The following is a 23,636-nucleotide window of genomic DNA, read 5'->3' as shown; positions in this document are numbered from 1 at the left end:
GTGCACTCCAGATTTTACGGTCGCAGCCATGAATTCCATCCAGCGCAAAATCAACACCGGATACTCCCGAGTCTCCACTGCCGACGACGTACTTGCCGGACAAGATTTAGCCGGCACAACTGCTTTGGTCACCGGCGGGTACTCCGGACTCGGATATGAGATTTCGCAGTCACTTTCTTCGGTCGGCGCGCGAGTTGTAGTTCTTGCCCGCCGACCAGAACAGGCACGGAGGGCGGTGGCCGACCTTCCGGGTATCGAAGTGCGAGCGTGCGACCTGTCGGACCCGAGCAGTGTCAGATCGTGTGCGCGAGAAATTCTCGAATCCCGGATCACTCCGGACATCATCATCTGCAATGCGGGGGTCATGGCCTGCCCGGAACTCCGTGTCGGCTCCGGATGGGAATCACAATTCGCGATCAATCACCTCGGGCACTTTGTACTGGTGAACCTGCTTGTGCCAGCCATGCCCGCAAACGGTTCTCGCGTAGTCGCTGTCTCGTCGGCGGGACATTTTCTGTCGGGAGTGCGTTGGGATGACATACATTTCCGCAACGGTTACGACCGCTGGCTTGCGTACGGTCAAGCCAAGACTGCAAATGCTCTATTCGCTGTACAGCTGGCGAGCTCCGGTGCTTCACGCGGTATCAGTGCGTTCTCCGTCCATCCCGGGAGCATCCTCACTCCCCTTCAACGTCACTTCTCGGCATCGGAGAAACACGATCTCGGATGGACGACGTCGAATGGCGACGCCGTGCCGGGGTTCAAGACTCCCTCCCAGGGCGCCGCTACAACGGTGTGGGCAGCGACGGCACCGATACTCGCCGATCACTCCGGCGCGTATCTCCAGGACTGCAACATCGCGGACGTCGCGCAGACTGATGACATGAGCGTCGGCGGCGTGAAGCCTTGGGCTACCGATCCCGCCGACGCACGCAGATTGTGGGCACTGTCCGCTGAGATGACCGGAGTGGACGCGTTCGGTCGACGCTGACACCGAGCGAACGTACCTCCCGTCGCCTCAGATAGACCGAGAGGCACTTTCGCTCACAAAAGGTGTACAGATGCAGAATACCCCCAACCGGACGGTCGGGGGCATTCTGCCGTTCAAGGCTTCAGGGACGCACTCAGACGTCCGCGTTGCCGGTCTTCCAGACGCTCCAGGGGATGTTCCAGTCACCGAGGCCGTCGGTGCCGGAGAGAGTGCCGCCGACGGTGTTCTTGACGACGACGATGTCCCCACGCTTGGTGTTGTCGTAGACCCACTTGGCGTTGGACGGGCTCAGGTTGAGGCAGCCGTGACTGGTGTTGGAGTAGCCCTGCTGCCCGACCGACCACGGCGCCGAGTGGAAGAAGATGCCGCTGTAGGACATTCGGGTCGCCCAGTCGACGGGGGTCTTGTAACCCTGCGCCGAGGTGACCGGGACGCCGTACGTGGACGAGTCCATGATCATGTTCGCGAAGCGGTCACCGATGATGTAGACGCCGTTGTCGGTAGGAGTGCTGTCCTTGCCCATGGAGGTGGGCATGGTCATGACAGTCTCACCGTTGACCTGGAAAGTGACCTGCTTGGTGTTGTCGTCCGCCGTGGCGATGACGGCATCACCGATGGTGAAGGAACTCTTCGCGTCTTCCTGCCCGAAGACTCCCTTGCCGAGATTGCGCCCGTACACGTTGACGCTCACGTCGACCTTGGTGCCCGGTGCCCAGTAGTTCTCCGGACGCCAACGGACCTCACGATTGTTGACCCAGTAGAACGCACCTTCGACGGCCGGAGTCGTGGTGACGGTGATCGCAGCTTCGGCAGCCTTGCGATCGGGGATGTTCTCGTCGAACTGCACCGCGATGGGCTGACCGATGCCGACCACGTCACCCTCGTTGGGCAAGACATACGGCTTGGTGACGTTGCCGGGCGCGCTGGTGGTGAAGGACGTGACCGTCGTACTGGCGCCACCCAATCCGAATGCGCGGGCCTCGATTTTGTACTTGCGGTTGTAGCCGAGCGGTTCGGTGGTGGTCCACGACGCACCGTCGGCAGCAATCGCGCCGGCAACTGCCTTGCCGTCCTGATTGACCATCGTCACGTCGGACAGAGCGCCGTCAGCGACGTTGATCTTGACCGGGTCGCCCGGCGAGAAGCCGACAGCGCCGTCGGCAGCGGTCGAGGTGAGCTTCGGCTTGATGAGTTCGGTGAGCGGATTGGAATCGATCGGCGCCGACCCTTCGGTACTGACGTCCTTGCCGCCCGACGTGCACGCGGTCATCAGAACGAGAGCACCGAGAGACGCCGCGATCATCGCCGCGCCCTTCGACGCTCGACCGTTCCCCCCGCGCACGGACAGACCCCACCTTTGACGACTCATCGTTCGACTCCGCTTCACAATTTCTCCGACTAACTTCCGCGTCACATGCGAATCCCACTTACCGGAAGGCAAGTGGGACTTGCGGTATGACTGCGCTGCACCAATGATGCCAGGCGCGCTCGTTACCAACGGTCATGAAAGGCCACGCCGTCAGTAACGTTCAAGTATCAATCGCTCCGAACCGTCCGTTTTGTTACCGCTTTCAGCGGATTTCCTCCGATCGGACTACAGCGGTGACGCCTCCACCTGGCGATTTGCTCCCGAACCGGCGATTCGGCTAATGTTCTGTCTCGCAAGAGCGAGCGCCTATAGCTCAGTTGGTAGAGCAAGTGACTCTTAATCACTGGGTCCGGGGTTCGAGTCCCTGTGGGCGCACTTGCAAAGGTCCCCACCTTCTTCGGAAGGTGGGGATTTTTCTTTGTGTCGTGGTGGACAGGTTGTGGTGAATAGACTTCACAGTTATCGGAACCACGGCCTGGAGGATTGATGACCGAGCGCGAAACCACACCGGGCAGCGAGCTGGCATTTGCCGGGGTTGCGGGTCAGGCCGCTCTGATCCGGTCCGGAGAATTATCGGCCCGCGAGCTCACCGAGAACACACTTCGCCGTATCGAACGCCTCGATTCGACGCTCAATGCTTTTGTGCGGGTTCTCGCAGACGAAGCGCTCGACGAAGCGACACGTCTCGATCAGCGCCAGGCCGACGGCCACAGCCTGGGCCCACTGCACGGAGTCCCGATCGCGATCAAAGACGAGAACGACGTCGCCGGAACGCCGACGACGTACGGCGGTGCGGCAGCAACTCGCATCGTATCGGCCGATTCAGAGGTCGTCCGGCGGTTGCGCGAGGCCGGCGCGGTGATCGTCGGCAAGACGACGATGCCCGAGTTCGGCATCTGGCCCTTCACGGAGACTGCCGCAAACGGATACACGAGAAACCCTTGGGACACCGGCATATCCACCGGCGGATCGAGCGGAGGATCTGCGTCGGCCGTCGCGTCGGGCATGGTCGCAGCGGCAATCGGCGGCGACGGCGGCGGTTCCATCCGACTGCCTTCGGCGTTCTGCGGGTTGTTCGGACTCAAACCGCAGCGCGGTCGGGTGAGCACCGCGCCGAACCGAAACCTCTGGCGCGGACTCGGCACACTAGGGCCTCTCACTCGTTCCGTCGAGGACAGCGCGCTCGTGTACGACGTGATCACCGGTACCACCGGGACCGACGACTACACAGCCGAAACGCTCCGCACCAGCTTTGCCGAGTCAGCCGCGTCGGCGCCCGGGCCGCTTCGCATTGCAGTGTCCACCCGGAGTCCGGTCCGGGGCGTCCGCCCGTCCCCGGAGGTCGTTGCCGCGGTGCATTCGATCGCAGAGATGTTGAGCGCGTTGGGACATCACGTCGAAGAACACGACCCCGAGTACCCGGACGCAACTGCAGCATTTCTCCCGCAGGTACTCGGCGGCGTCCGCGACGAAGCACTGCGCGTCGATCATCCGGCGCTCCTCGAAAAGCGCACGCGCGCACTCGCGTCCATCGGCCGGATAGCCGCTCCCGCGCGCGTCGGGAAATTCGCTTACCGCAAAGGTGAGCGAATCGCAGCGACGGTCAACCAGGTCTTCGACACCTTCGACCTGGTCCTGATGCCGACCACGCCCGCGCTGCCACGCCCGATCGGACAACTCGAAGGAACCGGCCTTCTGTCAGCAGTCCGCAAGGCGTTGCCGATCGCCGCCTACTGTTCGATCTGGAATGTCTGCGGCAACCCGGCGGCCGCTGTGCCCGCCGGGTTCTCCGAACGCGGACTCCCCCTGAGCGTCCAACTGGTCGGGCGCAGCCGTGGTGAACCGACCATTCTCGCCGTCGCACAGCAGTTGGAAAGCACCGTCCGCTGGCCGGATTCGCACCCTCCACACTCGTGAATTCCGGAAGCGATGTAACCATCGTCACCACGATGAACACGCGTTTTGCAAACTCCTGAGCCTGTCGGCTAATGTTCTGTCTCGCAAGAGCGAGCGCCTATAGCTCAGTTGGTAGAGCAAGTGACTCTTAATCACTGGGTCCGGGGTTCGAGTCCCTGTGGGCGCACTTGCAAGAAGGCCCCCACCTCACCAGGTGGGGGCCTTCTTCATGTTCTGTCTTCGACAACTCGGGTCAGCGAATGATCTTCCGGACCACGAGTAGTCCCACCACTGAACCGACTGCGATCAGCGCGTACTTCACTGCCGGCTCGTTGAGCTTGGCGAGCACCGTCTTCTTGGTGTTCTCGACCAGCCGCTTCGGGTTGGTGCGGACCGTCAGTTCGTCGAGTGTGCTCGCGAGCTGGTTACGCGCCTTCTCGATCTCGCGTTCGATGCTCTCGGTGTCCCTGGGCACGTGTCCTCCAACTTGTCTGTGTTCTGCTGCTCTGTGTGCGGGTCTGCTGTGCGGACGCAGCGCGCCGACACTTCGCTCTACCGTAGAGGAGCAGAATGCCCTCGCGCCCACCTGCCGCGCAATTTCTCGACTAACCTCGATTCCCGTGACCGAGAACAGTAGATTGTCCGCCGGCGACGTCGCGCCGGATTTCACGCTCCCAGACGCCGATGGCAACGAGGTTTCCCTTCACGATTACCGCGGCCGCAAGGTCATCGTGTACTTCTACCCGGCGGCCAGCACCCCGGGGTGCACCAAGCAGGCCTGCGACTTCCGTGACAGCCTCGCCGAGCTGAACGGCGCCGGCCTCGAAGTCATCGGAATCTCGCCGGACAAGCCCGCAAAACTCGCGAAGTTCCGCGATACCGAAGAGTTGACCTTCCCGCTGCTCTCCGATCCCGAGAAGGCGACGCTCGAAGCCTGGGGCGCGTTCGGTGAGAAGAAGATGTACGGCAAGACCGTCCAGGGCGTCATCCGCTCGACGTTCCTCGTCGACGAGGAAGGCAAGATCGAGGTGGCCCAGTACAACGTCCGGGCCACCGGCCACGTCGCCAAGCTACGACGCGATCTGTCGGTCTAACTCCCGTACCGGCTCAAGAACAGAGCCTCCGCGAAAGCGAGATTCTCGATCTCCGACGGGTCGACGCTTTCGTCGGGCGCATGAATGCGGCATTGCGGTTCCTCGACGCCGATCAACGCGATCTCCGCGTCGGGGAACTGCTCGGCCAGTGCACTGCACAGCGGTATCGATCCCCCTTGGCCGGCAAATCCGACTTCGCGGCCGTAGGCATCGGTGAGCGCGGACTTCAGCTGCGCGAAACCTGCACCCTCCGTCGAGGACGAGAACGGCGATCCCGTCGATTCCGGAACGACCTCGATGTGGACGCCCCACGGCGCCGCCGCGCGGAGGTGGTCCGTCAACAACTTCTGTGCCTGCGCCGGATCCGTGCCAGGCGGGACACGAAGATTCAGACGCGCCGACGCGCGGGGCGTGATCGCCGCCGCCGAACCCACGACCGGCGGGCAGTCGATACCCAGGATGGTCAGCGCCGGACGAGCCCACACCTGCTCGGCGACCGAACCGGAACCAGTCAGCTGCACCCCTTCGAGCACCCCGGCGTCGGAGCGGAACTGATCGCCGTCATAACTGACACCCGCCCATTCCTGGTCGTTGGTCAAGCCTTCGACAGTGGTGTTTCCGGCGCTGTCGTGCAGCGTCGAGAGTATGTGCACCAGCGCGGTGATCGCATCGGGCGCCGGTCCACCGAAGACACCGGAGTGAATCTCACCCTCGAGCGTCGACACGTGGACCACAACGTTCGCGATCCCGCGCAATGACGTCGTGATCGTCGGCTCCCCGACTTCGGTGTTGCCGGTATCGGCGATCAGGATCATGTCGGCTGCAAAAAGTTCGGGCCGCTCTCGCACCAGATCCTCGAGACCGCCAGTGCCCATCTCCTCGGATCCTTCGGCGACGAGCGTCAGGTGGACGCTCGGATCCACACCGGCTGCGGCGAGCGCTCGCAGAGCTGTCAGATGCATGACGACGTTGCCCTTGCAGTCGGAAGCGCCCCGTCCGTACCACCGTCCGTCGCGCTCGGTGAGCGTGAAAGGCGGGGAGCCCCAGAGCTCTTCGCTTCCGGGCGGCTGAACGTCGTAGTGGCAGTACAGCAGAACGGTCGGAGCACCGCCCGGGCCTGGTCGACGCCCGACAACCGCGGCCGAACCGTCGGAGGTCTCGATCGCCTCGATATCGGCGAAACCCTGAGCCCGGAATGCCTCCAGGACCCAATGCGCAGCGGCCGCGCATTCTTCCGGCGGGTACTGCCGTGCATCGGCGACGGACTTCATCGCCACAAGTGCACTCAGATCCTCACGGGCACGCGGCATGAGTTCACCTACCGCGGTTCGCAGTTCTTCCGTCATCGTCTCCCTCTCCTCGGCATCGAATCTCGGTGTGCCCGAAGAATCTCAGTCTGCCCGAATCGGACGTAGGCAGGCGCCAGGATCGCCGTTGCGCCACACCGCGCAGCAACCTCTTCGGCTACTGGACAGTTGGTCACCTAGTATCGAGGTGTGGCAACAGCATCGGGACTCGTGTGCGCGCACCTGCGCGGTGCGTTTCGACCGATCACGACCGCCGAAGTAGGTGGCCGATGACACCGGATAATGCACAAGTCCCAAATTCGACAGAAAACACCGATAGCCTGGAAGACGTGCAGCCCACGACTCGTCACCGCGCGCGGCGACGAGTCGACCCAGCACTGGAGAATCCCCAGAGCCTCGAAGAACCGCAGGAACTGCTGCCGCGCAAGCGTCCGACGCAAGAGCGCAGCCAGCGTAAATTCGACGCACTCCTGGCTGCGTCACGGGAACTCCTCACCGATGTCGGTTTCGAATCGTTCACCTGTGAAGAAGTCGCGGCACGTGCTGACGTCCCGATTGGGACGCTTTACCAGTTCTTCGCGAACAAGTACGTCATCGTGTGCGAATTGAACCGCCAGGACCTCGTCGGGGTCCAGCACGAGCTTGCTCAGTTCGGCGGCGAAGTACCCTCGCTCGACTGGTTGCGGTTCCTGAACAGTTTCGTCGATCACATGGCCGGGCTGTGGACGTCTGATCCGTCGCGCCGCGAGGTCTGGCTGGCGATGCAGTCGACGCCGTCCACGCGGGCAACCGGAGTCATTCACGAAAAGCAGTTCGCCGAGACCGTAGCGAAAATGCTCGGCCCGTTGACGCCTCGTACGCGGCGAGATCGTCGCCTGATGATGGCGGAAGTTCTTGTCCACGTGGTGTATTCGATGCTCAATTTCTCGGTTCAGGACGGTCAGTCGCATGCCGACGCCGTCGCCGAACTGAAAAGGTTGATGATCGCGTATCTCCTCGTCGCCGAGAAGGAATCCCGCACGAAGGACTAGTCGAACGACAAAGAGCCGGTCTCCCCTTGGGAGACCGGCTCTTTCGTGTCCGGCAGTGCTACTCCGGGTCGGATTCGATGACCGCGAAAGCGCCCGCCATGTCCCCGTCGTGCGTGAGCGAAATATGAATCTTCACTCCGGTCAGGTGTTTGGCCACGTCACCGCGAAGCCGGATGCCGGGGCGCCCCCAGGCGTCCGAGACGACCTCGATCTGATTGTGGATCATTTCCCCCAGCACCGGTGGGCCGGCGAAGAGAGCAGTGGACCATGCCTTGATCACTGCTTCCTTCGCAGCCCACCGGGCGGCGAAATGTCGTGCCGGTTCGGAGCTCCGGGTAGCGGCGTCTCGACGCTCGCCCGGTGTGAAGTTGTCGAGCATTGCCGTTCCCGGCCTGTTCAATTGCTCGGCGAACTCCGACACCGTCACGAGGTCGAAACCGATACCCAGAACTCCCATACCGTGACTACTACTTGCAGCCGGGCAGATTCGAGCGGTACACCTGGTCTGCGCCGAGTCGTGCGTCCTCGCTCAGCAGCATGTCCGCTTCGAGCTGACGCGACGCCTTGGCCGGCGTTCCGTCGGCACCGAGGCGACGATCCGCCGGGCGCTCGTAGAGGCTGTCGCCACCGCACATCGCCTTCGCGAGGCGACGCTGACCGTCGATCGTCCGCTGCTGGGCCGCAGCAACATAGGCGTCACGCTTGTCGGCCGGAACCGACTCGACGAATGCCTGCGGGTGCACGACTGCGATCAGTCCGGAGACGTGACCGAAGCCGAGGCTGGTCAGCAGGCCCGCGCGCAGCGGAAGATGCTCACCGAACTTGAGCGGCTGACGTGCCCACACGAGGTGCTCGAATTCGGCCATCTTGTCGTCGACGCAGTCGAGGCTGCGGTTCGGCGGGACGATGCCCTGGCTCAGTACCTGGCAGAGCCCGATCAGCTGGAAGGCTGCGGCACCACCCTTGGCGTGACCGGTCAGGCTCTTCTGCGAGACCACGAACATGGGCGCGCCTTCACTGCGTCCCAATGCCCCGGCGAGGCGCTCGTGCAGCTCTGCCTCGTTGGGATCGTTGGCGGCAGTGGAGGTGTCGTGCTTGGAGATCACGGCGATGTCGTCGGCGCTCACGCCGAGTGCGTTGAGCGAGAGTGCGAGCTGCGAATCCGCTCCCCCACGTCCGGCGCCCAGTGCTCCGAGTCCCGGTGCCGGGATCGAGGTGTGGACACCGTCGGCGAACGATCCGGCCCAGGCGACCACACCGAGGACGGGAAGACCCATCTCGAGTGCCAGGTCACCGCGAGCGAGGAGAATCGTTCCGCCACCGGCCGACTCGACGAATCCGCCGCGGCGACGATCGTTGGCCCGCGAGAAGCGGCGATCTTCGATGCCCTTGGCATGCATGTCCTCGGTCTTGGCAGTGGCCGACATGTCGCCGAAGCCGATGATGCCTTCCGTGCTCAGATCGTCGAACCCGCCGGCAACAACCAACTGCGCCTTGCCGAGTCGGATCTTGTCGACGCCTTCTTCGACGGATACCGCTGCCGTGGCGCAGGCGGCGACGGGGTGAACCATCGCGCCGTAACCGCCGACGTACGACTGAACGACGTGCGCTGCAATGACGTTCGGCAGCGCTTCCTGCAGGATGTCGTTCGGACGGTTCTCGCCGAGCAGCGTGTCGATGTACAGGCTCCTCATGGAGGTCATGCCGCCCATGCCGGTGCCCTGCGTGTTGGCAACCAGGCTCGGGTGTACCCAGCGGAGCAGTTCGCTCGGAGTGAAGCCGCCGGTGAGGAAGGCGTCCACCGTTGCGACGATGTTCCAGAGGCCGACGCGGTCGACCGAATCTGCCATGTCGGCGGGGATGCCCCACTTGGTGACGTCGAAGTTGGTCGGAATCTGACCGCCCACACTACGAGTCAGCTTCATCTTGCGCGGGACGCGGATCTCGGTGCCTGCGCGGCGGGTGACCGTCCAGTCGCCGGACTCGGCGGAAACCGTCGCCGTCGTGTTCTCCGGATCGGATTCGACGAAGGCCTGAGCCTCTGCCTCACTGCCGACCACGAAGCTCAGATCCTTGTCCAGGAACACGGAGGTGAGCAGCGGAGCGGTGTTGTCGATCATCGCGCCCTCGTCGACGTAACGACGGATGCCGCAACGCTCGACGACTGCGTCGTGGTACTTGTCGGCGATTTCCGCCTCGGGTACCAGGTCACCGGATTCGACGTCGTACCAGCCCGGCTTGGGGTCGTTCTCCCAGACGATGAGTCCGGTGTTCCACGCCAATTCGAGAACGCCTGCGGCAGAGAGCTGCTCGTCGACCTCCATCTCGAAGCGGGTACGCGAGGAACCGTAGGGTCCGAGCTCTCCGGCACCCACGATGACCACGAGGTCCGCGGGGGTGACGTCCAGTTCGGGCCAGCTCGGAGCCTTGACCGAGTCGTCGATGCGAGCCGGCGCGGGCAGCGCCAGGATGCTGGACTCGTCCACTGCTTCGTCGACAGCTTCGGCGATCTCGGCAACCTCGGCAGCTTCCTTGGCCAAAGCACCCAGATCCAGGTTGGCCTCGGACAGTCCGCCGGTCAGGTCGACCTCGAGCGGGGCCTCTGCTGCAGCGCGCCGCGACTCGCGGGTTGCCGTCTTCAGCAGTTGGGTCGCCATCTCCTGGGTGGACCAGGTGCGGACGCCCGCAGCTTCGACTGCGTCGACGATCGGATCGTTGTGACCCATGAGTCCGGTTCCGCGAACCCAACCGATGACCGCATGTGCCAACGTGACCCGCTCGGCCCAGTTGCGCTCGGCCTTCCAGCGGTTGACCACGGCGATCAGCGAAGCCTTGGCCTCACCGTAAGCACCGTCGCCGCCGAACGTTCCGCGGTTCGGCGAACCGGGCAGCACCACGTGCAGGTGCGTGTCGACATCGCTGTCGTAACCGATCTTCGACAGACCGCCGATGAGGCGCTCCACCGACCAGAGCAGCACGCGCATTTCCATTTCGGCGCGAGCGCCGGCGTCGGAGAGTTCGCCGCCGACACGGGGAGCTGCGAACGGGAAGAGCATCGTCGGCGTCATGGCCGGCTTGATGAGCTTCTTTGCGCCGCCTGCGTTCTCGGTGGCCTCGTTGCCGATCCAGTCGATCAGTGCGTCGACGTCGGTGTACGACGCCATGTTCGCGGGAACCACCCAGAGGGCTGCACCGGCGCGAGCGTTCTCGCGGTACAGGTCGCGGTAGAAGCCCAGACGCTGACCGTCGAGTCGCGAGGTGGTCACGAATACCGTTGCGCCACCGGCAAGGAGCTTGCCCGTGACCGCTGCCGCGATGGAACCCTTGCTGGCGCCCGTCACTACTGCGACCTCGCCTGCCCACTCGGGTGCGTCGGATTCTGCCGCAGCAGCCGCATCAGCGATGCGGGTGTAGACCTCGGCGAGTGCGGTGCGGCCTTCGTCGGTTGCACGGGTGGCCCACCACTTCGCCTGTGCGGCGACGGTAGAGCCGGCACCGATGAAGTTCTCGACCGACAACGCGGTGTCACCGAGCCAAATGCGAGCGAGATCCTCACGCGCACTTGCCCAGCGGTCGTCGAGCAGAACGGCCTTCTGCGCGTCGAATGCCGGAGCAACCAGACGCGGCCAGTCGGAGCCGAGTTCAGCCGAGACCAGGTCGACAAGTTCGGTGTCCTCGACCGTCGCGACTGCCGTTTCTTCGTTCAGTCCGAGCTGCTCGAGTACCAGGCGTGCGGCCGAGGCCAGAACGCCGTTGCGACCGGTGATGTTCTCGGTGAACTCACCCAGAGCAGCTGCGTCGACAGTTCCGCCGCTTCCGCCGCCGGTAGCGGGCAACGAGACGCTGACTCCACGAGCAGACCCGACCGAGGCAACTGCGCTGTCGATGACTGCGTCCACTGCTGCCGCGTCGGCCAGTGCGCCGGAGCTCAGGCCACCGAGGTCGCCGCCGCGGATGCTGGCGCCGTCACGAGTACCGAGAGCCACTGCTGCGGTGACGTGGTGTGCCCAGCCGTCGCCCAGTTCCCAGACCTTCTTGACGCGGTCGGCGATGTAGCCGGGACGCTTGCCCGAGGGGCCGAAGACCTTACGCAGGTGATCGTTGATCGAATCGGAGAGCACCGGTCCGAACGGCTTGTACGTACGGGCGAGCTTGTCGACGGTTGCCCCCAGGGAGCCCATGTCGGCGTCTGCTGCCCCGTCGATGGCACCGAGGGAGAGCTCGGAGCCGAGGTCGACCAGAAGCTGGTTGCGACGCGAGGAAACGCCGTCGCACAGTGCCTCGATCGTGTCCGCGGGGCCGACCTGATCGGGACGGAGCTTGGTCCACAGGCTGATCAGGACCTTCGTGGCGTCGGGCGCCTTGAAGGTGAGGTCGTCCGGACGCGGTCCACCCGAAGGTGCAGCCGGCGCGGCAGCGGCAACCGGAGCAGCGGCCGCGGCGGCCGGAGCAGCCTGCGCGGCAGGCGCTTCGATCTCGTCGTCGTCATCGACAGCGGGGTCGACGTCGGTGCCGTAGACGATCGCAGCTTCGCGCTCGACGTTGAGAACCTCGACCGGGTAGCCGAAGCGGCCCGGCAGCTTGAGGGTCTGCGACGCGAGGTTCGCGACGGTCGGGGCAGCGCCGAGACCGATCTCGACGAAGCGTTCGACCCCGAGTCCACCTTCGGACTCGTCACCGAAGAGCAGGTCCTGCGTCTCGATCCAACGGACCGGGCTGGCGAACTGCCAAGCCAGCAGCTCGATCAGGATGATGCGGGACAACTCGTGAGTGCGCGTTGCGTAGCTGTCGAAGTCTGCGAGGACTTCCTGCAGCGGCTCGGACGGCACCAAGTCGGCGATTTCCTGAACGAAGTCACGACGCAGCGAGAACGGCTTCGGAACCAGGTTCGGGATGTAGCGGCCGATCAGGATGTCCGGATCGATGTCGTGCGGGAGCAAGTCCTGCAGGCACACGCGGAAGTCCGCCACGCCACCGCGAAGGACGGTGGAGTGGAACGGCACGTCGATGCCGGGAACCTGGATGTATGCCCGCTTGCCACCGAATTCTGCTCGGCGACGATCGATTTCGACCTCGAGTGCGTCGAGACCGGCTACCGAACCGGCAATGGCGTACTGGCTGCCGCGCAGGTTCAGGTTGACGATTTCGAGGAACTCACCGGAGGTCTCGGCGACACCGGCGACGAAGCCCTGCACGTCGTCGTCGGAAACACCGATCTGCGACGGGCGAATAGCGGCCATGCGGTAGTCGGAGCGTCCGGCTTCGTCACGGGGAACGAGCTGGTGCATGGCGGAGCCACGCTGGAAGACGACCTCGAGAAGTGCTTCGAGCGGGAAAACCTCGGCGACAGCAGCGAGTGCGTTGTACTCACCGACCGAGTGACCGGCCAGAAGGGAATCCTCGATGAAGGTTCCGGATTCGCGCAGCTCGGCAACCTGGGCAACACCGAGAACGGCCATGGCCACCTGGGTGAACTGAGTCAGGTGCAGGACACCGTCGGGATGCCTGTGCTCGACACCACGGGCCTTGACGGTCACCGGGTTGTCGCGCACGACAGCGAGAATCGAGAATCCGAGTGCCTTACGAGTGTGCTTATCCGCGCGCTCCCAGACGTCGCGGGCGGCCTTGGAGCGTGCGCGAGCGTCGAGGCCCATGCCCGGGCGCTGAATGCCCTGGCCGGGGAAGGCGTAGACGGTCTTCGGCGCGGCGGTGCGGCCGGTGGCGACCATGACCAGTTCACCGTCGATGCGGCAGCCGACCTCGACGATTTCCGCGCCCTGGTCGATACCGACACGATCGACACGGACGTCGATCTCGGCGCCGGGTCGAACCATCCCGAGGAAGCGAGCTGTCCAGGCGGTCAGGCGGCGCGGCGGGACGCGGGTCTCGGCCGGGTCGACTGCGGTGACTACCTGCTGCGCTGCGGCGGAGAGCCACATGCCGTGCACGATCGGGGTTCCGAGGCCGGCCAGCAGAGCGGCGTTGTCGGAGGTGTGAATCGGGTTGTGGTCACCGGAAACCTGAGCGAACGCGCCCATGCTGACCGGCGCGAGGATCTTCGCGTCACGGCGACGACGCCGCGAGGTGTCGACAGCCGCATCGCTGATCGATCCACCGGCGCGAGCCGGGTCGGCGAGTTCGCCTGCACCGGTGCGTCCGCGGATCGCGAAACGCTCGGTCATGGTGACGACTGCGGGGGCGTCGAGGCCCTCGCCGAGCATGGCACCGACCTCGACCTTGACCTCGACGACACGACCGAGGTCGGTGTCGAGAACCGAGGCGACCTCGGCATTGACCACGAGAATGCTTGTCTCGGAGGGAAGCTCACCGACGAAGTCGACGGTGTGGTCGAGGTGGACCAGGTCGAGCATGCCTTCGATAACGGAAAGACTATCGAGCTTGGCTGCGCCGAGGACTGCGAACACTGCAGGCCAGCATGCTCCGACGACGACGTCCGGAACAGCCTTGCCGCTGACACTGAGCGTGGCGGGCAGACCCGAACCGGTGACACCGGCGTGATCGGCGATGCGATCGGGAACCCACGCGACGTTGAGGCGAGCCTTGCCGTTCTTGACTGTCGGAAGTTCCTGTCCGGCAGCAACTGCCAGGAGCGCGGACATCGCACCTTCGGCATCGGCTTCGGTGACAACCGGAGCGCCGCCGTCGACGACGGACTCGGGGATCGTGATCGTGATGTCGACCGACTTGCCTGCCACCAACGGAACCGAAAGCAGCACGTGCGAGGAATCGACGACGGTCAGACTGGAACCGGTGGTGCCGTGAACTGCCTTGTCGGCAGACTCTGCACTCCACTCGTCGAGGTCGCCGAGACGACGGACGGGGTTCTGGGTCAGGCGGCCGGCCCACTGGAGGTCAGGAGCCGAGAGAACGGCGTCGAGAAGTCCGGGTGCGGAATCCTGGTGGCGACGGCTCGCGAGTGCAACCGGAGTGGTTCCGGCAGCAACCAATTCGTCGTAGGTCGCCTTCTCGAAGCGATCGAGCAGGTCACCGACCGGCTCGTCGACACGGGTGATGCCGGCGACGGCAACGGTGCCGGGGATGACGCAAACCTGATCGGCGGTGTAGCGGGGGTCGTGTGCCTGCCACAGGGAGTCGCTGCGCCACCAACGACGCACGTCACCGTCGACGACGGGAACGAAGTTGACCGGCTTGCCCGGCGTCTTGCACAACGAGATGAAGAACGAGACGTCTGCGGGATGCAGAACGGTGGTCGAGTAGTCCGGGTACGACGCCTGCAGTGCGCAGATTGCTGCCTCGGGGCGCTCGAGGGTCTCGGCGTCAGCGAACAGCGTGGGGATCGGGCCGCGGTCGACCGGGTGCAGACGCGCCTCGGTGCGCTGGAGCATCTCGCCGAAGCGAGCACGCCAGGTGATGTCGAGCCACGGGCTCGACGTCGCCTCGACGATGGCGTCCTGAAGATCGGCGCCGCAGTCGAATTCCTTCGCCGCGTCGATGCCGACGGTCAGCTCGAGGTAGCGGCGCAGCCACTGTGCGTACGTCATGGTCTCGACGTCGCCGAAGTACGGCTTGGCGGTGACGTCGAGGGCGGCGATGATCTCGTCGCGGCGCTCGGCCACTGCCTCGGAATCGCCGGCAACCTCGTCGAGGAGGCGCCCGGTACGCGAAGCCGCGTTGTCGATCTCGTGGATGTCGGCACCGAGCTGGCTACGGCCGGAGGCCATTCCGCCTTCAGCGGTACCTGCACCGACCCAGTCCGGCGTACCGGGTGTGTCGACGAGGAGCTGCTTGACCTCGGGAGAGGTGGTGGCCTCGAGAGTCGCCATGGCTGCGGTGCCGACCAGGATGCCGTCGACGGGCATGGCCGGGAAACCGGCTGCGGCAGACCAGCGACCGGTCAGGTAATCGGCTGCGCGCTCGGGTGTTCCGATGCCGCCACCGACGCAGATGACCAGGTTCGGGCGTGTACGCAGCTCGGCGTACGTGTCGAGGAGCAGGTCGTCGAGGTCTTCCCACGAGTGGTGTCCGCCGGCGCGGCCGCCTTCGATGTGGACGATGACCGGGAAGTTCGGAACCTCGTTGGCGATGCGGATCACGGAGCGGATCTGCGCCACGGTGCCGGGCTTGAATGCAATGTTGGTGATGCCGATCTCGGACAACTCGTCGATGAGAGCAACAGCCTCTTCGAGTTCCGGGATACCGGCGGTGACGATGACGCCGTCGATGGGAGCACCGGCGGTACGGGCACGCTGCACGAGGCGCTTGCCACCGAGTTGCAGCTTCCACAGGTACGGGTCGAGGAACAGGGAGTTGAACTGGACCGCGCGGCCCGGCTCGAGCAGCATCTTCAGCTCTGCGACACGGTCTTCGAAGATTTCTTCGGTGACCTGCCCGCCACCGGCAAGCTCGGCCCAGTGACCGGCATTGGCTGCCGCGGCAACGATCTTGGCGTCGACCGTCGTCGGCGTCATACCTGCGAGCAGGATGGGTGAACGACCGGTCAGCTTCGTGAACGCGGTCTCGACGCCGATACGGCCGCCGGGAAGCGCAACGGGCTTCGGCGCGAACTCGGACCACGAACGTGAGACCTCAGGTGCTGCACCGGGGGTGAGCAGATTGCGGTGTCCGCCGCGGGTGGCGGCCGCGATGATGCCGATGCCCTGCCCACGCAGCGAAGAGGACGTCATTCGGGTCAGCTGATCGCTGGGTCCGAGATCGAGAATCCACTTGGCGCCGGCGGAGATTGCGCCGTCGACAGCCTCGACCCAGTCGACCGGATCGACGAGGACACCCTGCGCAAGTTCGCGCGCACGGTCCGCGTCGAGACCGCAACGGGTCGCCCAGCTGCCGACGAGTTCGACGGCCTCGGTCAATGCGGGGTGATGGAAGCCGATTTCGGTGTCGAGCGGATCGAAGGACGGCGCGAAGACGGAACCGCCACGCTTCTTACCCTCACGCTCGCGGGCTTCCTCGGCTTCGATCTGCTCGCAACGCTCTTGCACGCGTGCCAGCTGAGCGGGCGGCCCGGCGAGAACGACGCGGCGACGGCCGTTGCGGATAGCGAGGACAGCCGCGCGCTCAGGCGCCACACCCTCGGCAAGCTCGGCGACGATGGCCGCGAGACGCTCGGGATCGACGCCCGAGACCGCAACCATCGGCTTCGCGGAGGCGCCGGCGATGACGCCGCGGCGACGGCCGACCAAGCTGGCAGCAGCACCGACGAGCTGTGCGACGGCGAGGAGTTCACCGTCGTCATTGCCCTGCGCGGCTACGGCAGCCGTGGCCAGAAGGCCCTGCGAGTGGCCGATGACGGCAGCCGGCGGGTTACCGGCTACATCCAGACCCTGAGCGGAGAGTGCACGCAACGCCGCAAGCTGCGTGAGGAAGACGCCGGGGAGTGACACCGGAGCTGCGGTGAGCGCGGCAGCGGAAGGCCCGGCCGACTTCTCACCTTCTTCTTCGTCGACGATCTCGGCTTCGAGCATCCACGCGATCGGATCGAATCCGACCGGGCGAACCACGAGGAGATCCTGCGCGACGGGCGCGAGGCGTGCTGCTGCGTCATTGACCAGATCGGTCAGAACGGGCTCCAGTCCGTTGTCACGGCTGAGCTCCTCGAGCGAGGTGAGCCAGGGAGCACCCTGTCCACCGAAAGCGATTGCGTAGGAAACGCCGTTGTTCAGCGAATCGACGAGGGCACCTTTGCTGGTCGTGCGGGACTGTCCCCCATCGACGCCGAAACGGCGTCCACCCTTCGAGTCGCGTCCGTTTCCTGTAGGTGTCGTGTCATCGATCGTCACGCGTACGTCCTCTCCTGGTCACCTCTGCGGCGAGGTGGGATTTGCGGTGTGCTGCCCGGCTGAAGTGCTCGCGAATTCGTCGAGAGAATCGACGGAGTCAGGGCGTTCGTGCAAGACAAGGTTTACACAGAATCATGAGGATTTCCTCACGTTTGTCGGCACCCTGGAAATCTGGACTTTCGGGGCCGTGATCTTCCTCACGAGACTTCGAGAAAGTGACTCGCGAGTAGGTCGCGAACGCCCTGCCTGGGACTGTTACCGGGATTTTCAGAAACCTGAGGAACCCCTCATATTTATTGTTACCAATTCGTGACCTCCTTGACGGACGGTCGATCCCGTGCGTTCCGGGCCACAATCTGTCGGACCCCCTCGCTACGTTCAGCGCGTCCACACCGGACAACTTCTCGGGGGGAGAAATCATGAAAGACACAGACGTAGTCAGAGCGGCCGAATTCATCGGCGCCGAGCTTCCGTGCGAGGCGTGGCCGCATTGGAACCAGGGATGGCCGCGCGAGTCCGAAGCCGCCCTTCTCGATGCGATCTTCTCGTCGCGCGCCGCCTATGGAACACCGAAGACCGGAGTCCGCGCCGTCGTCGACCGTTGGCGCACACACCGCTCGGTAGCCGCCGACGATCGCCTCGACAGCTTGCCCGCTCTCGCCGCCTTCACCGACCGTGGCGACGAGCTCGCAACGATTCTCGGCAATCGCCAGCGCGTGCCGGGCAACTACTTCACCAAGGCCGAGGGTGCGGCTCGTGCGGCCAAGGCGCTCGTCGAATCCGGTTGCCGGTCCAGTGCCGACGTCGAGGACACCGAAAGCCTCCGTTCGGCAGTCGTCTCCGTTCCGGGGCTCGGCCCCAGGACCTTCGAGACACTGATGTTCCTGTCCGGGAGGTTGACGGTAACTTCGATCGACCTGCTTGCACGGTTCGCCACCGAAGCAAGCAGTAGCGAGAAATTGTTGTCGAGCACCGACGCAGCCGAGTTGCTCGTTGCGGTTGCCGAACATCTCGATGTCGATGTTCAAACGCTCACCCACGCTGCGTGGCGATATCAACGCACCGCTGAGCAACCGCGCCGATCGGAGAGATCCGCTACGCCGCCGGCAGCGGATCCACTTGCCACAACGGCGTGAGAGCGCCCGGGCACATCCCGACCAGGGTGGTGTGCCCGCGAGCGATTCCACTCGCGTATCCTTTGAATTCCGCGCGCGAGTGGCGGAATTGGCAGACGCGCTGGATTTAGGTTCCAGTGTCTCAGGACGTGGGGGTTCAAGTCCCCCCTCGCGCACAACGAAAAGCCCCGCCGGATCAGATCCGGCGGGGCTTTTTCGGTTCTAGATCAGGCTCAGCGCTTTCGAGCCTTGACCGGCGGGGTCATGTATGTCGTCCGGCTCGGCGTCAGCCCCAAACGGACCGAGCTCTCCAACCACGTGATCGCCGACGCCGTCGGATCCACAACCGGAACGTGAATCCCTTTGCCATGCAGTTTGTCTCGGACCGCACTGGTCACACCGAGCATCCCGGTGCAACCGAGAACGACGGTGTCGGCCTCGCCGTTCTCCACTGCCGCAGACGCCTGAGCGGCCAGTCGATCGATCAGTTCCTCCCGATCGGTGAGGCCCAGCACCGGCATGTCCACGACTCGAATACTGCCCAGCCGATTGTCCAGCCCATACCGCCGAGTGAGCGATCGGAGCATCGGCACGACATTCGGCAGGATGGTCACGACACCGACGCGATCGCCCAGACTCATCGCTGTCAGAAATGACGGCTCGAAGCCGCCGACCACCGGAGCGTCGATGATCTCTCGGGCGGCATGCACTCCGGGATCGGCGAAACACGTGATGAACACACCGTCGACGCCGTCGGCTGCCGCCTCCTCGACCCGCTGCACGATCCCGGGGCCGGCAAGTGCCTCGTCGTACTCGGACTCGATGCTCGCCGTGCCAGAGAGCAGTGACACGACGTCGACCGTCGTACCGGGCGCCGCCCAGTGCTCCACCTCGGCTGTCACCGCCGGAGTCAGTGTGGTGTCGATGACCGGGCGAATCACTCTGATGTGCATGAAACACTCCCCTGCTTTCGGATACGCGCCGAGGTTATCGATGCAGCACAGCCGGGAGAATGTGTTCAGTGCCCTGGCGTTGCGGGTGAGGATGGGCATAGCGCACAGGTGCTGCGGGACGGCCTCTACGACACGCCGTGGCACGGCTTCTACGACACGCCGTGGCACGGCTTCTACGACACCGTGTCGGAGATCGCAGGGCGAGGCACTATAGCTCTCAGGTACCGTCTTAGTGTGTCCAAGAACGCTACTAAACGCCGACCTGCGCTGATTCTGCTGGTCATCGTGTCAGCTGCCGGCTGCCTCGCGCTCGGCTGGTGGCAGTGGGAGCGCTTCGAAGCCGTCGGAGGCTCGGGACAGAATCTCGGGTACGCGTTCCAGTGGCCGCTGTTCGCGGCGTTTGTCGTGTACGCGTATCGCAAGTTCGTTCAGCTCGAAGACGTGGACCCCGAAGAGGCCGAAGCCGAGGAAGCCGCCGCGGAGCCGCGTGAGATTCCCGCCGATCTCTTGCCGCAACGCCCGCGGGCCGAGTTCGACGATGTGAACCTCGACGTCGACGACCCTGAAGCCCGCCAAATGCTGGAATACAACGACTACCTTGCGCAGCTCGCCGCTCGCGAGTCCGATAGGAGCACGACGTGAGTACCGGTTCGGAAGCGAGCATCGCTACCCCCGCGGTCAACGCAGAAAAGCAGAAAAAGGTTGCGTCGGCGCTGGTCCGATACCGCGTTCTCGCCTGGATCACCGGCCTCTGGCTGCTGTTCCTGACCGGTGAGATGGTCTACAAGTACCTGATTCTCGACAATTCGGCGGACGCACCCTCGTGGTTGTTCTACATCGGCCAGATCCACGGCCTGTTCTACATGCTCTACCTCGTGTTCACGATCGACTTGGCGATCAAGGCCAGGTGGAAGCCCGGTACGACGGTTGCCACCGCGCTCGCCGGCACGATCCCGTTCCTGTCGTTCGTGTTCGAGCACAAGCGAACCGCCCAGGTGAAGCAGGCTTACCAGCTCTGAGAGTTCCGAAAAGTAGAGCCCTGAACGCAGACGCGTTCAGGGCTCTACTTTTCGGATTCGGTTCAGCCGGCCAGTGCCGCCAGAGCCGGAACGAGCTGTACGAGCGCGCGCCCTCGATGTGACGCCGCATCCTTCTCGGCCGGGGTGAGTTCTGCGGCCGAGCGGGTGTCGCCGTCCGGACGGAAGATGGGGTCGTATCCGAAGCCGCCGTCGCCGGCTGGTTCGCGGCCGATCACCCCGCGCCATTCGCCGCGCACGACGGTCTCGTCGCCGCCGGGGATCACCAGTGCACAGGCGGAGACGAACGCCGCGCCTCGACGCTCGTCCGGCACGTCTCCCAGCTGAGCCAGGGCCAGAGCCGTGTTGGCGCCGTCGTTTCCGTGAGTACCCGACCACCGCGCGGACAGCACACCCGGCATACCGTTGAGTGCGTCGATCTCGACACCGGAATCGTCTGCGATGCAAGGCATTCCGGTTGCAGCTGCTCCGTCACGCGCTTTGGCGAGCGCATTCTCCTCGAACGTCGCTCCGGTCTCGGGGGCTTCGGGGAACGGCGGGACCTCGTCGAGCCCGACCAGTTCGATTCCGTTCACTCCAGCGGCGTCGAGCACCCGGTGAAGTTCCTTCAGTTTCTTGGCATTTCGGCTGGCAACCAATACTCGTACGCTCACAGCTCAGGCACCGAACTTCTTCTTGGGTTCCGGATTCTTCGGTTCGGGTAGCACCCCGGGATAAGGCTCGGCCAACGCTTGACGCTGGATCTCGAAAAGTTGCTCACAACCAGCCAGAGCGGAGTCGAGCAGCTTGTCCAGCGTCGAGCGTGGGAAGGTGGCGCCCTCACCGGTTCCCTGAATTTCCACCAGCGTGCCGGTATCGGTGGCCACGACATTCATGTCGACCTCGGCACGCGAATCCTCTTCGTACGGAAGGTCGAGACGCACTCGTCCGTCCACGACGCCGACGCTGACGGCCGCTATGCCACACGAGATGGGCTGTGGGTCGGAGAGCAGGTCGGCTGCGCGCAGGTACGTCACGGCGTCGACCAGGGCCACGTATGCCCCCGTCACTGCCGCGGTGCGAGTGCCACCGTCGGCTTGGAGGACATCACAGTCGAGGGCGATGGTGTTCTCACCGATCGCCGCGAGATCGATGCACGCTCGAAGTGATCGGCCGATGAGTCGACTGATCTCCTGCGTGCGGCCGCCGACCTTGCCCTTGACCGATTCGCGGCCACTGCGTGTGTGCGTGGCGGCGGGAAGCATCGCGTATTCGGCTGTCAGCCAACCCAAGCCGGAGCCCTTGCGCCAGCGGGGTACACCCTCTTCGACGCTGGCCGTGCACATGACGCGAGTGTTCCCGAACTCGACCAGAACGGATCCGGCCGGATGACTGGTGAACCCGCGGGTGATCTTGACCGTGCGGAGCTCGTCGTCCGCCCTACCGTCTTCTCGTGTAGTCACCTTCGTGAGCCTAGCGGTCGCCCGGTGAGCGCTGCACCGAATGTGAGGGGAATCAGATGTCGTAGACACTTCCGGCGGAGACGGCATGGACCGGTCCGGAGAATTCGGATTTCGCTTCGGCGATCACGTCTTCACGCGATGTCCACGGCGGGATGTGCGTGAGGAGAAGTTCCTTGACGCCGGCGAGGGCAGCCACACGGCCGGCTTCCTTACCGGAGAGGTGAACTCCCTCGGGGCGATCCGGACTGTCGGTCCACGACGCTTCGGAGAGCAACACGTCTGCACCACGCGCGAGTTCGACGACGTTGTCGCACATACCGGTGTCGCCTGTATAGACGAGGACGCGGCCGTCGGCGCCGGTGATCCGGAAACCGTAAGCCTCGGGTGGATGATTCATCCGGCGGGCGACGACGCTCAGTTCACCGAACGTCACCGGCTCGTTCTCGGCCCAGAGCCGGACGTCGATGGTGTCGGAGATGTCGTCCATCTCGCCGGCGCACTCGGCGGAGGACACTCCGATGCGGCACGCGGTGTCGGTGGGGCCGTAAACCAGAGCCCGGCCGACCGGCGGGTTGGGGTGATAGCGACGCCAGACGAGCAGGCCGGGCATGTCGAGACAGTGGTCCGCATGAAGGTGCGAAAGCAGGATCGTCACCTCGCCCGGATCGGCGTATCGCTGCAACGCCCCAAGAACTCCCGGGCCGAAGTCGATCACGAGCGGCGGAGTTCCCGGTGCCGTGAGCAGGTATCCCGAAGCCGGTGAATCCGGACCCGTGACGCTGCCGGAACACCCCAGGACGGTCATGCGCATACCGGTCATGCTGCCACGTCTACCCGTCTGGGAAAAAGCTCTTGGTGGTTTTGGCGCGTCGAAGTCACACCGCAGTGAGGGTGTGACCCACGTCCGTTCAGAAACTCGGTGGTCGAACGGCCGGCGCCGACCCGGCGCGCTTGGCCCTCTCCCCCGACGTGAGCGCCCAGGCGGCCACCACGCCGCCGATCGCTCCGAACAGATGTCCTTGCCAGGAAACCCGTGGATCGCTCGGCAGAACGCCCCACAGCACTCCGCCGTACACGACGAAGACGGCAACGCCGATCAGGATCTGTGTGAAGCTCCGCGTGAAGAACCCGCGCACCAGCAGGTAGGTGACCCAGCCGAAGATCAGCACGGACGCACCGACGTGATTCGAGTTCGAGCCGGCGAACAACCAGGTCCCGACGCCGCCGATCACCCAGATGATGCCGGTCGCCGCGAGTCCCCGCGCAATTCCCGACACCAGCACGAGGTATCCGAGGATCAGCACCGGAATGGTGTTGGCGATCAGATGACCCCAGTCGTCGTGCAGCACCGGGGCGAACAGGATTCCCCACAGGCCGTCGAGCGTGCGCGGGGTGACGCCGGCGTTCTGGACATTCTGACCGGAGATGACATCCACGATCTCGATCACGTAGAGCAGGATCGCGAAGCCGCCCACCAACACGGCCGACTGCTTCCACACCGAGGGCGGACCGGATTTCGGTGCCGGCGTCCGGGTGCCGAAGTCCGGACTGTTGAAATCCATCGTCATCGTGTGCGTCCTCCACCGTCGATCCGGTTTTCTGATCCGGTCACTCGCGACCAG

Annotated in this window: 17 protein-coding genes and 3 tRNA genes; 10 read left to right on the top strand and 10 right to left on the bottom strand. The window is 64.6% G+C overall.

From position 1 onward, the window contains the following. Positions 1-28: 28 nt before the first annotated feature. Positions 29-991 carry an oxidoreductase gene (locus tag QM609_RS07310; RefSeq protein ID WP_050656804.1) on the top strand — a complete coding sequence of 321 codons (963 nt, stop codon included), beginning with the start codon at positions 29-31 and terminating at the stop codon, positions 989-991. A 133-nt stretch (positions 992-1,124) separates the two neighbouring features. On the opposite strand, the gene QM609_RS07305 is transcribed toward QM609_RS07310, so the two are convergent. Further along, entirely contained in the window at positions 1,125-2,294 is a 1,170-nt protein-coding gene (locus tag QM609_RS07305; RefSeq protein WP_125052658.1) for a L,D-transpeptidase, read from the bottom strand. Between the two features lie 368 nt (positions 2,295-2,662). On the opposite strand from QM609_RS07305, the gene QM609_RS07300 reads away from it, so the two are divergent. From QM609_RS07300 to QM609_RS07290, 3 genes are all read left to right on the top strand, one after another. Next, positions 2,663-2,735, top strand: a tRNA-Lys gene (locus QM609_RS07300). A gap of 111 nt (positions 2,736-2,846) precedes the next feature. Further along, complete coding sequence (locus QM609_RS07295) at positions 2,847-4,277, top strand: amidase (protein WP_050656802.1); 1,431 nt, start codon at positions 2,847-2,849, stop codon at positions 4,275-4,277. 93 nt (positions 4,278-4,370) lie between these two features. Further along, positions 4,371-4,443, top strand: a tRNA-Lys gene (locus QM609_RS07290). A gap of 66 nt (positions 4,444-4,509) precedes the next feature. Here QM609_RS07290 and QM609_RS07285 read toward each other — a convergent pair. Continuing rightward, complete coding sequence (locus QM609_RS07285; RefSeq protein ID WP_003945299.1) at positions 4,510-4,731, bottom strand: DUF3618 domain-containing protein; 222 nt, start codon at positions 4,729-4,731, stop codon at positions 4,510-4,512. A gap of 145 nt (positions 4,732-4,876) precedes the next feature. On the opposite strand from QM609_RS07285, the gene bcp reads away from it, so the two are divergent. Continuing rightward, positions 4,877-5,350, top strand: coding sequence for a thioredoxin-dependent thiol peroxidase (gene bcp / locus QM609_RS07280; RefSeq protein WP_007733290.1), 474 nt, complete (start codon positions 4,877-4,879; stop codon positions 5,348-5,350). Here bcp and QM609_RS07275 read toward each other — a convergent pair. Continuing rightward, positions 5,347-6,696, bottom strand: a complete 1,350-nt coding sequence (locus QM609_RS07275; RefSeq protein ID WP_050656801.1) for a dipeptidase — start codon at positions 6,694-6,696, stop codon at positions 5,347-5,349. The genes bcp and QM609_RS07275 overlap by 4 nt on opposite strands. 290 nt (positions 6,697-6,986) lie before the next feature. Between QM609_RS07275 and QM609_RS07270 the strand changes: the two genes are divergently transcribed. After that, positions 6,987-7,688: a TetR family transcriptional regulator gene (locus tag QM609_RS07270; RefSeq protein ID WP_003945379.1), complete on the top strand. Its 702-nt coding sequence runs from the start codon at positions 6,987-6,989 to the stop codon at positions 7,686-7,688. Positions 7,689-7,746: 58 nt separating this feature from the next. Here QM609_RS07270 and acpS read toward each other — a convergent pair whose 3' ends face one another. Further along, positions 7,747-8,145 carry a holo-ACP synthase AcpS gene (gene acpS / locus QM609_RS07265; RefSeq protein ID WP_003945362.1) on the bottom strand — a complete coding sequence of 133 codons (399 nt, stop codon included), beginning with the start codon at positions 8,143-8,145 and terminating at the stop codon, positions 7,747-7,749. A 10-nt stretch (positions 8,146-8,155) separates the two neighbouring features. Further along, on the bottom strand, positions 8,156-17,467 hold the full coding sequence (locus tag QM609_RS07260; protein ID WP_050656800.1) for a type I polyketide synthase: 9,312 nt from the start codon (positions 17,465-17,467) through the stop codon (positions 8,156-8,158). A gap of 419 nt (positions 17,468-17,886) precedes the next feature. Here QM609_RS07260 and QM609_RS07255 point away from each other — a divergent pair, with 419 nt between their 5' ends. Beyond that, a complete protein-coding gene (locus QM609_RS07255) occupies positions 17,887-18,603 on the top strand; it encodes a DUF8548 family protein (protein WP_050656799.1) in 717 nt (238 codons plus the stop codon). A gap of 73 nt (positions 18,604-18,676) precedes the next feature. Then, positions 18,677-18,758, top strand: a tRNA-Leu gene (locus QM609_RS07250). Positions 18,759-18,815: 57 nt separating this feature from the next. On the opposite strand, the gene QM609_RS07245 is transcribed toward QM609_RS07250, so the two are convergent. Further along, on the bottom strand, positions 18,816-19,535 hold the full coding sequence (locus QM609_RS07245) for an aspartate/glutamate racemase family protein (RefSeq protein WP_050656798.1): 720 nt from the start codon (positions 19,533-19,535) through the stop codon (positions 18,816-18,818). 234 nt (positions 19,536-19,769) lie between these two features. Here QM609_RS07245 and QM609_RS07240 point away from each other — a divergent pair, with 234 nt between their 5' ends. Beyond that, positions 19,770-20,177 (top strand): hypothetical protein, encoded by a 408-nt coding sequence (locus QM609_RS07240; RefSeq protein WP_020970031.1) that lies wholly within the window; start codon positions 19,770-19,772, stop codon positions 20,175-20,177. Further along, positions 20,174-20,554 (top strand): DUF3817 domain-containing protein, encoded by a 381-nt coding sequence (locus QM609_RS07235; protein WP_003945334.1) that lies wholly within the window; start codon positions 20,174-20,176, stop codon positions 20,552-20,554. The genes QM609_RS07240 and QM609_RS07235 overlap by 4 nt, the downstream gene beginning before the upstream one ends. 62 nt (positions 20,555-20,616) lie before the next feature. On the opposite strand, the gene rdgB is transcribed toward QM609_RS07235, so the two are convergent. The 4 genes from rdgB to QM609_RS07215 form a co-directional block, all read right to left on the bottom strand. Beyond that, positions 20,617-21,225, bottom strand: a complete 609-nt coding sequence (rdgB, locus tag QM609_RS07230) for an RdgB/HAM1 family non-canonical purine NTP pyrophosphatase (RefSeq protein ID WP_050656797.1) — start codon at positions 21,223-21,225, stop codon at positions 20,617-20,619. Between the two features lie 3 nt (positions 21,226-21,228). Beyond that, a complete protein-coding gene (gene rph / locus QM609_RS07225) occupies positions 21,229-22,014 on the bottom strand; it encodes a ribonuclease PH (protein WP_003945332.1) in 786 nt (261 codons plus the stop codon). Between the two features lie 52 nt (positions 22,015-22,066). Continuing rightward, positions 22,067-22,825: a cyclic nucleotide-degrading phosphodiesterase gene (locus QM609_RS07220; protein WP_007733274.1), complete on the bottom strand. Its 759-nt coding sequence runs from the start codon at positions 22,823-22,825 to the stop codon at positions 22,067-22,069. Positions 22,826-22,922: 97 nt separating this feature from the next. Then, positions 22,923-23,582 (bottom strand): rhomboid family intramembrane serine protease, encoded by a 660-nt coding sequence (locus QM609_RS07215; RefSeq protein ID WP_007733273.1) that lies wholly within the window; start codon positions 23,580-23,582, stop codon positions 22,923-22,925. Between the last annotated feature and the right edge of the window lie 54 nt (positions 23,583-23,636).

This window comes from Rhodococcus sp. IEGM 1302 (assembly GCF_030056935.1).
GTDB classification, from domain to species: Bacteria; Actinomycetota; Actinomycetes; order Mycobacteriales; family Mycobacteriaceae; genus Rhodococcus_F; species Rhodococcus_F qingshengii.
This window is presented reverse-complemented; position numbering and strand designations above follow the sequence as displayed.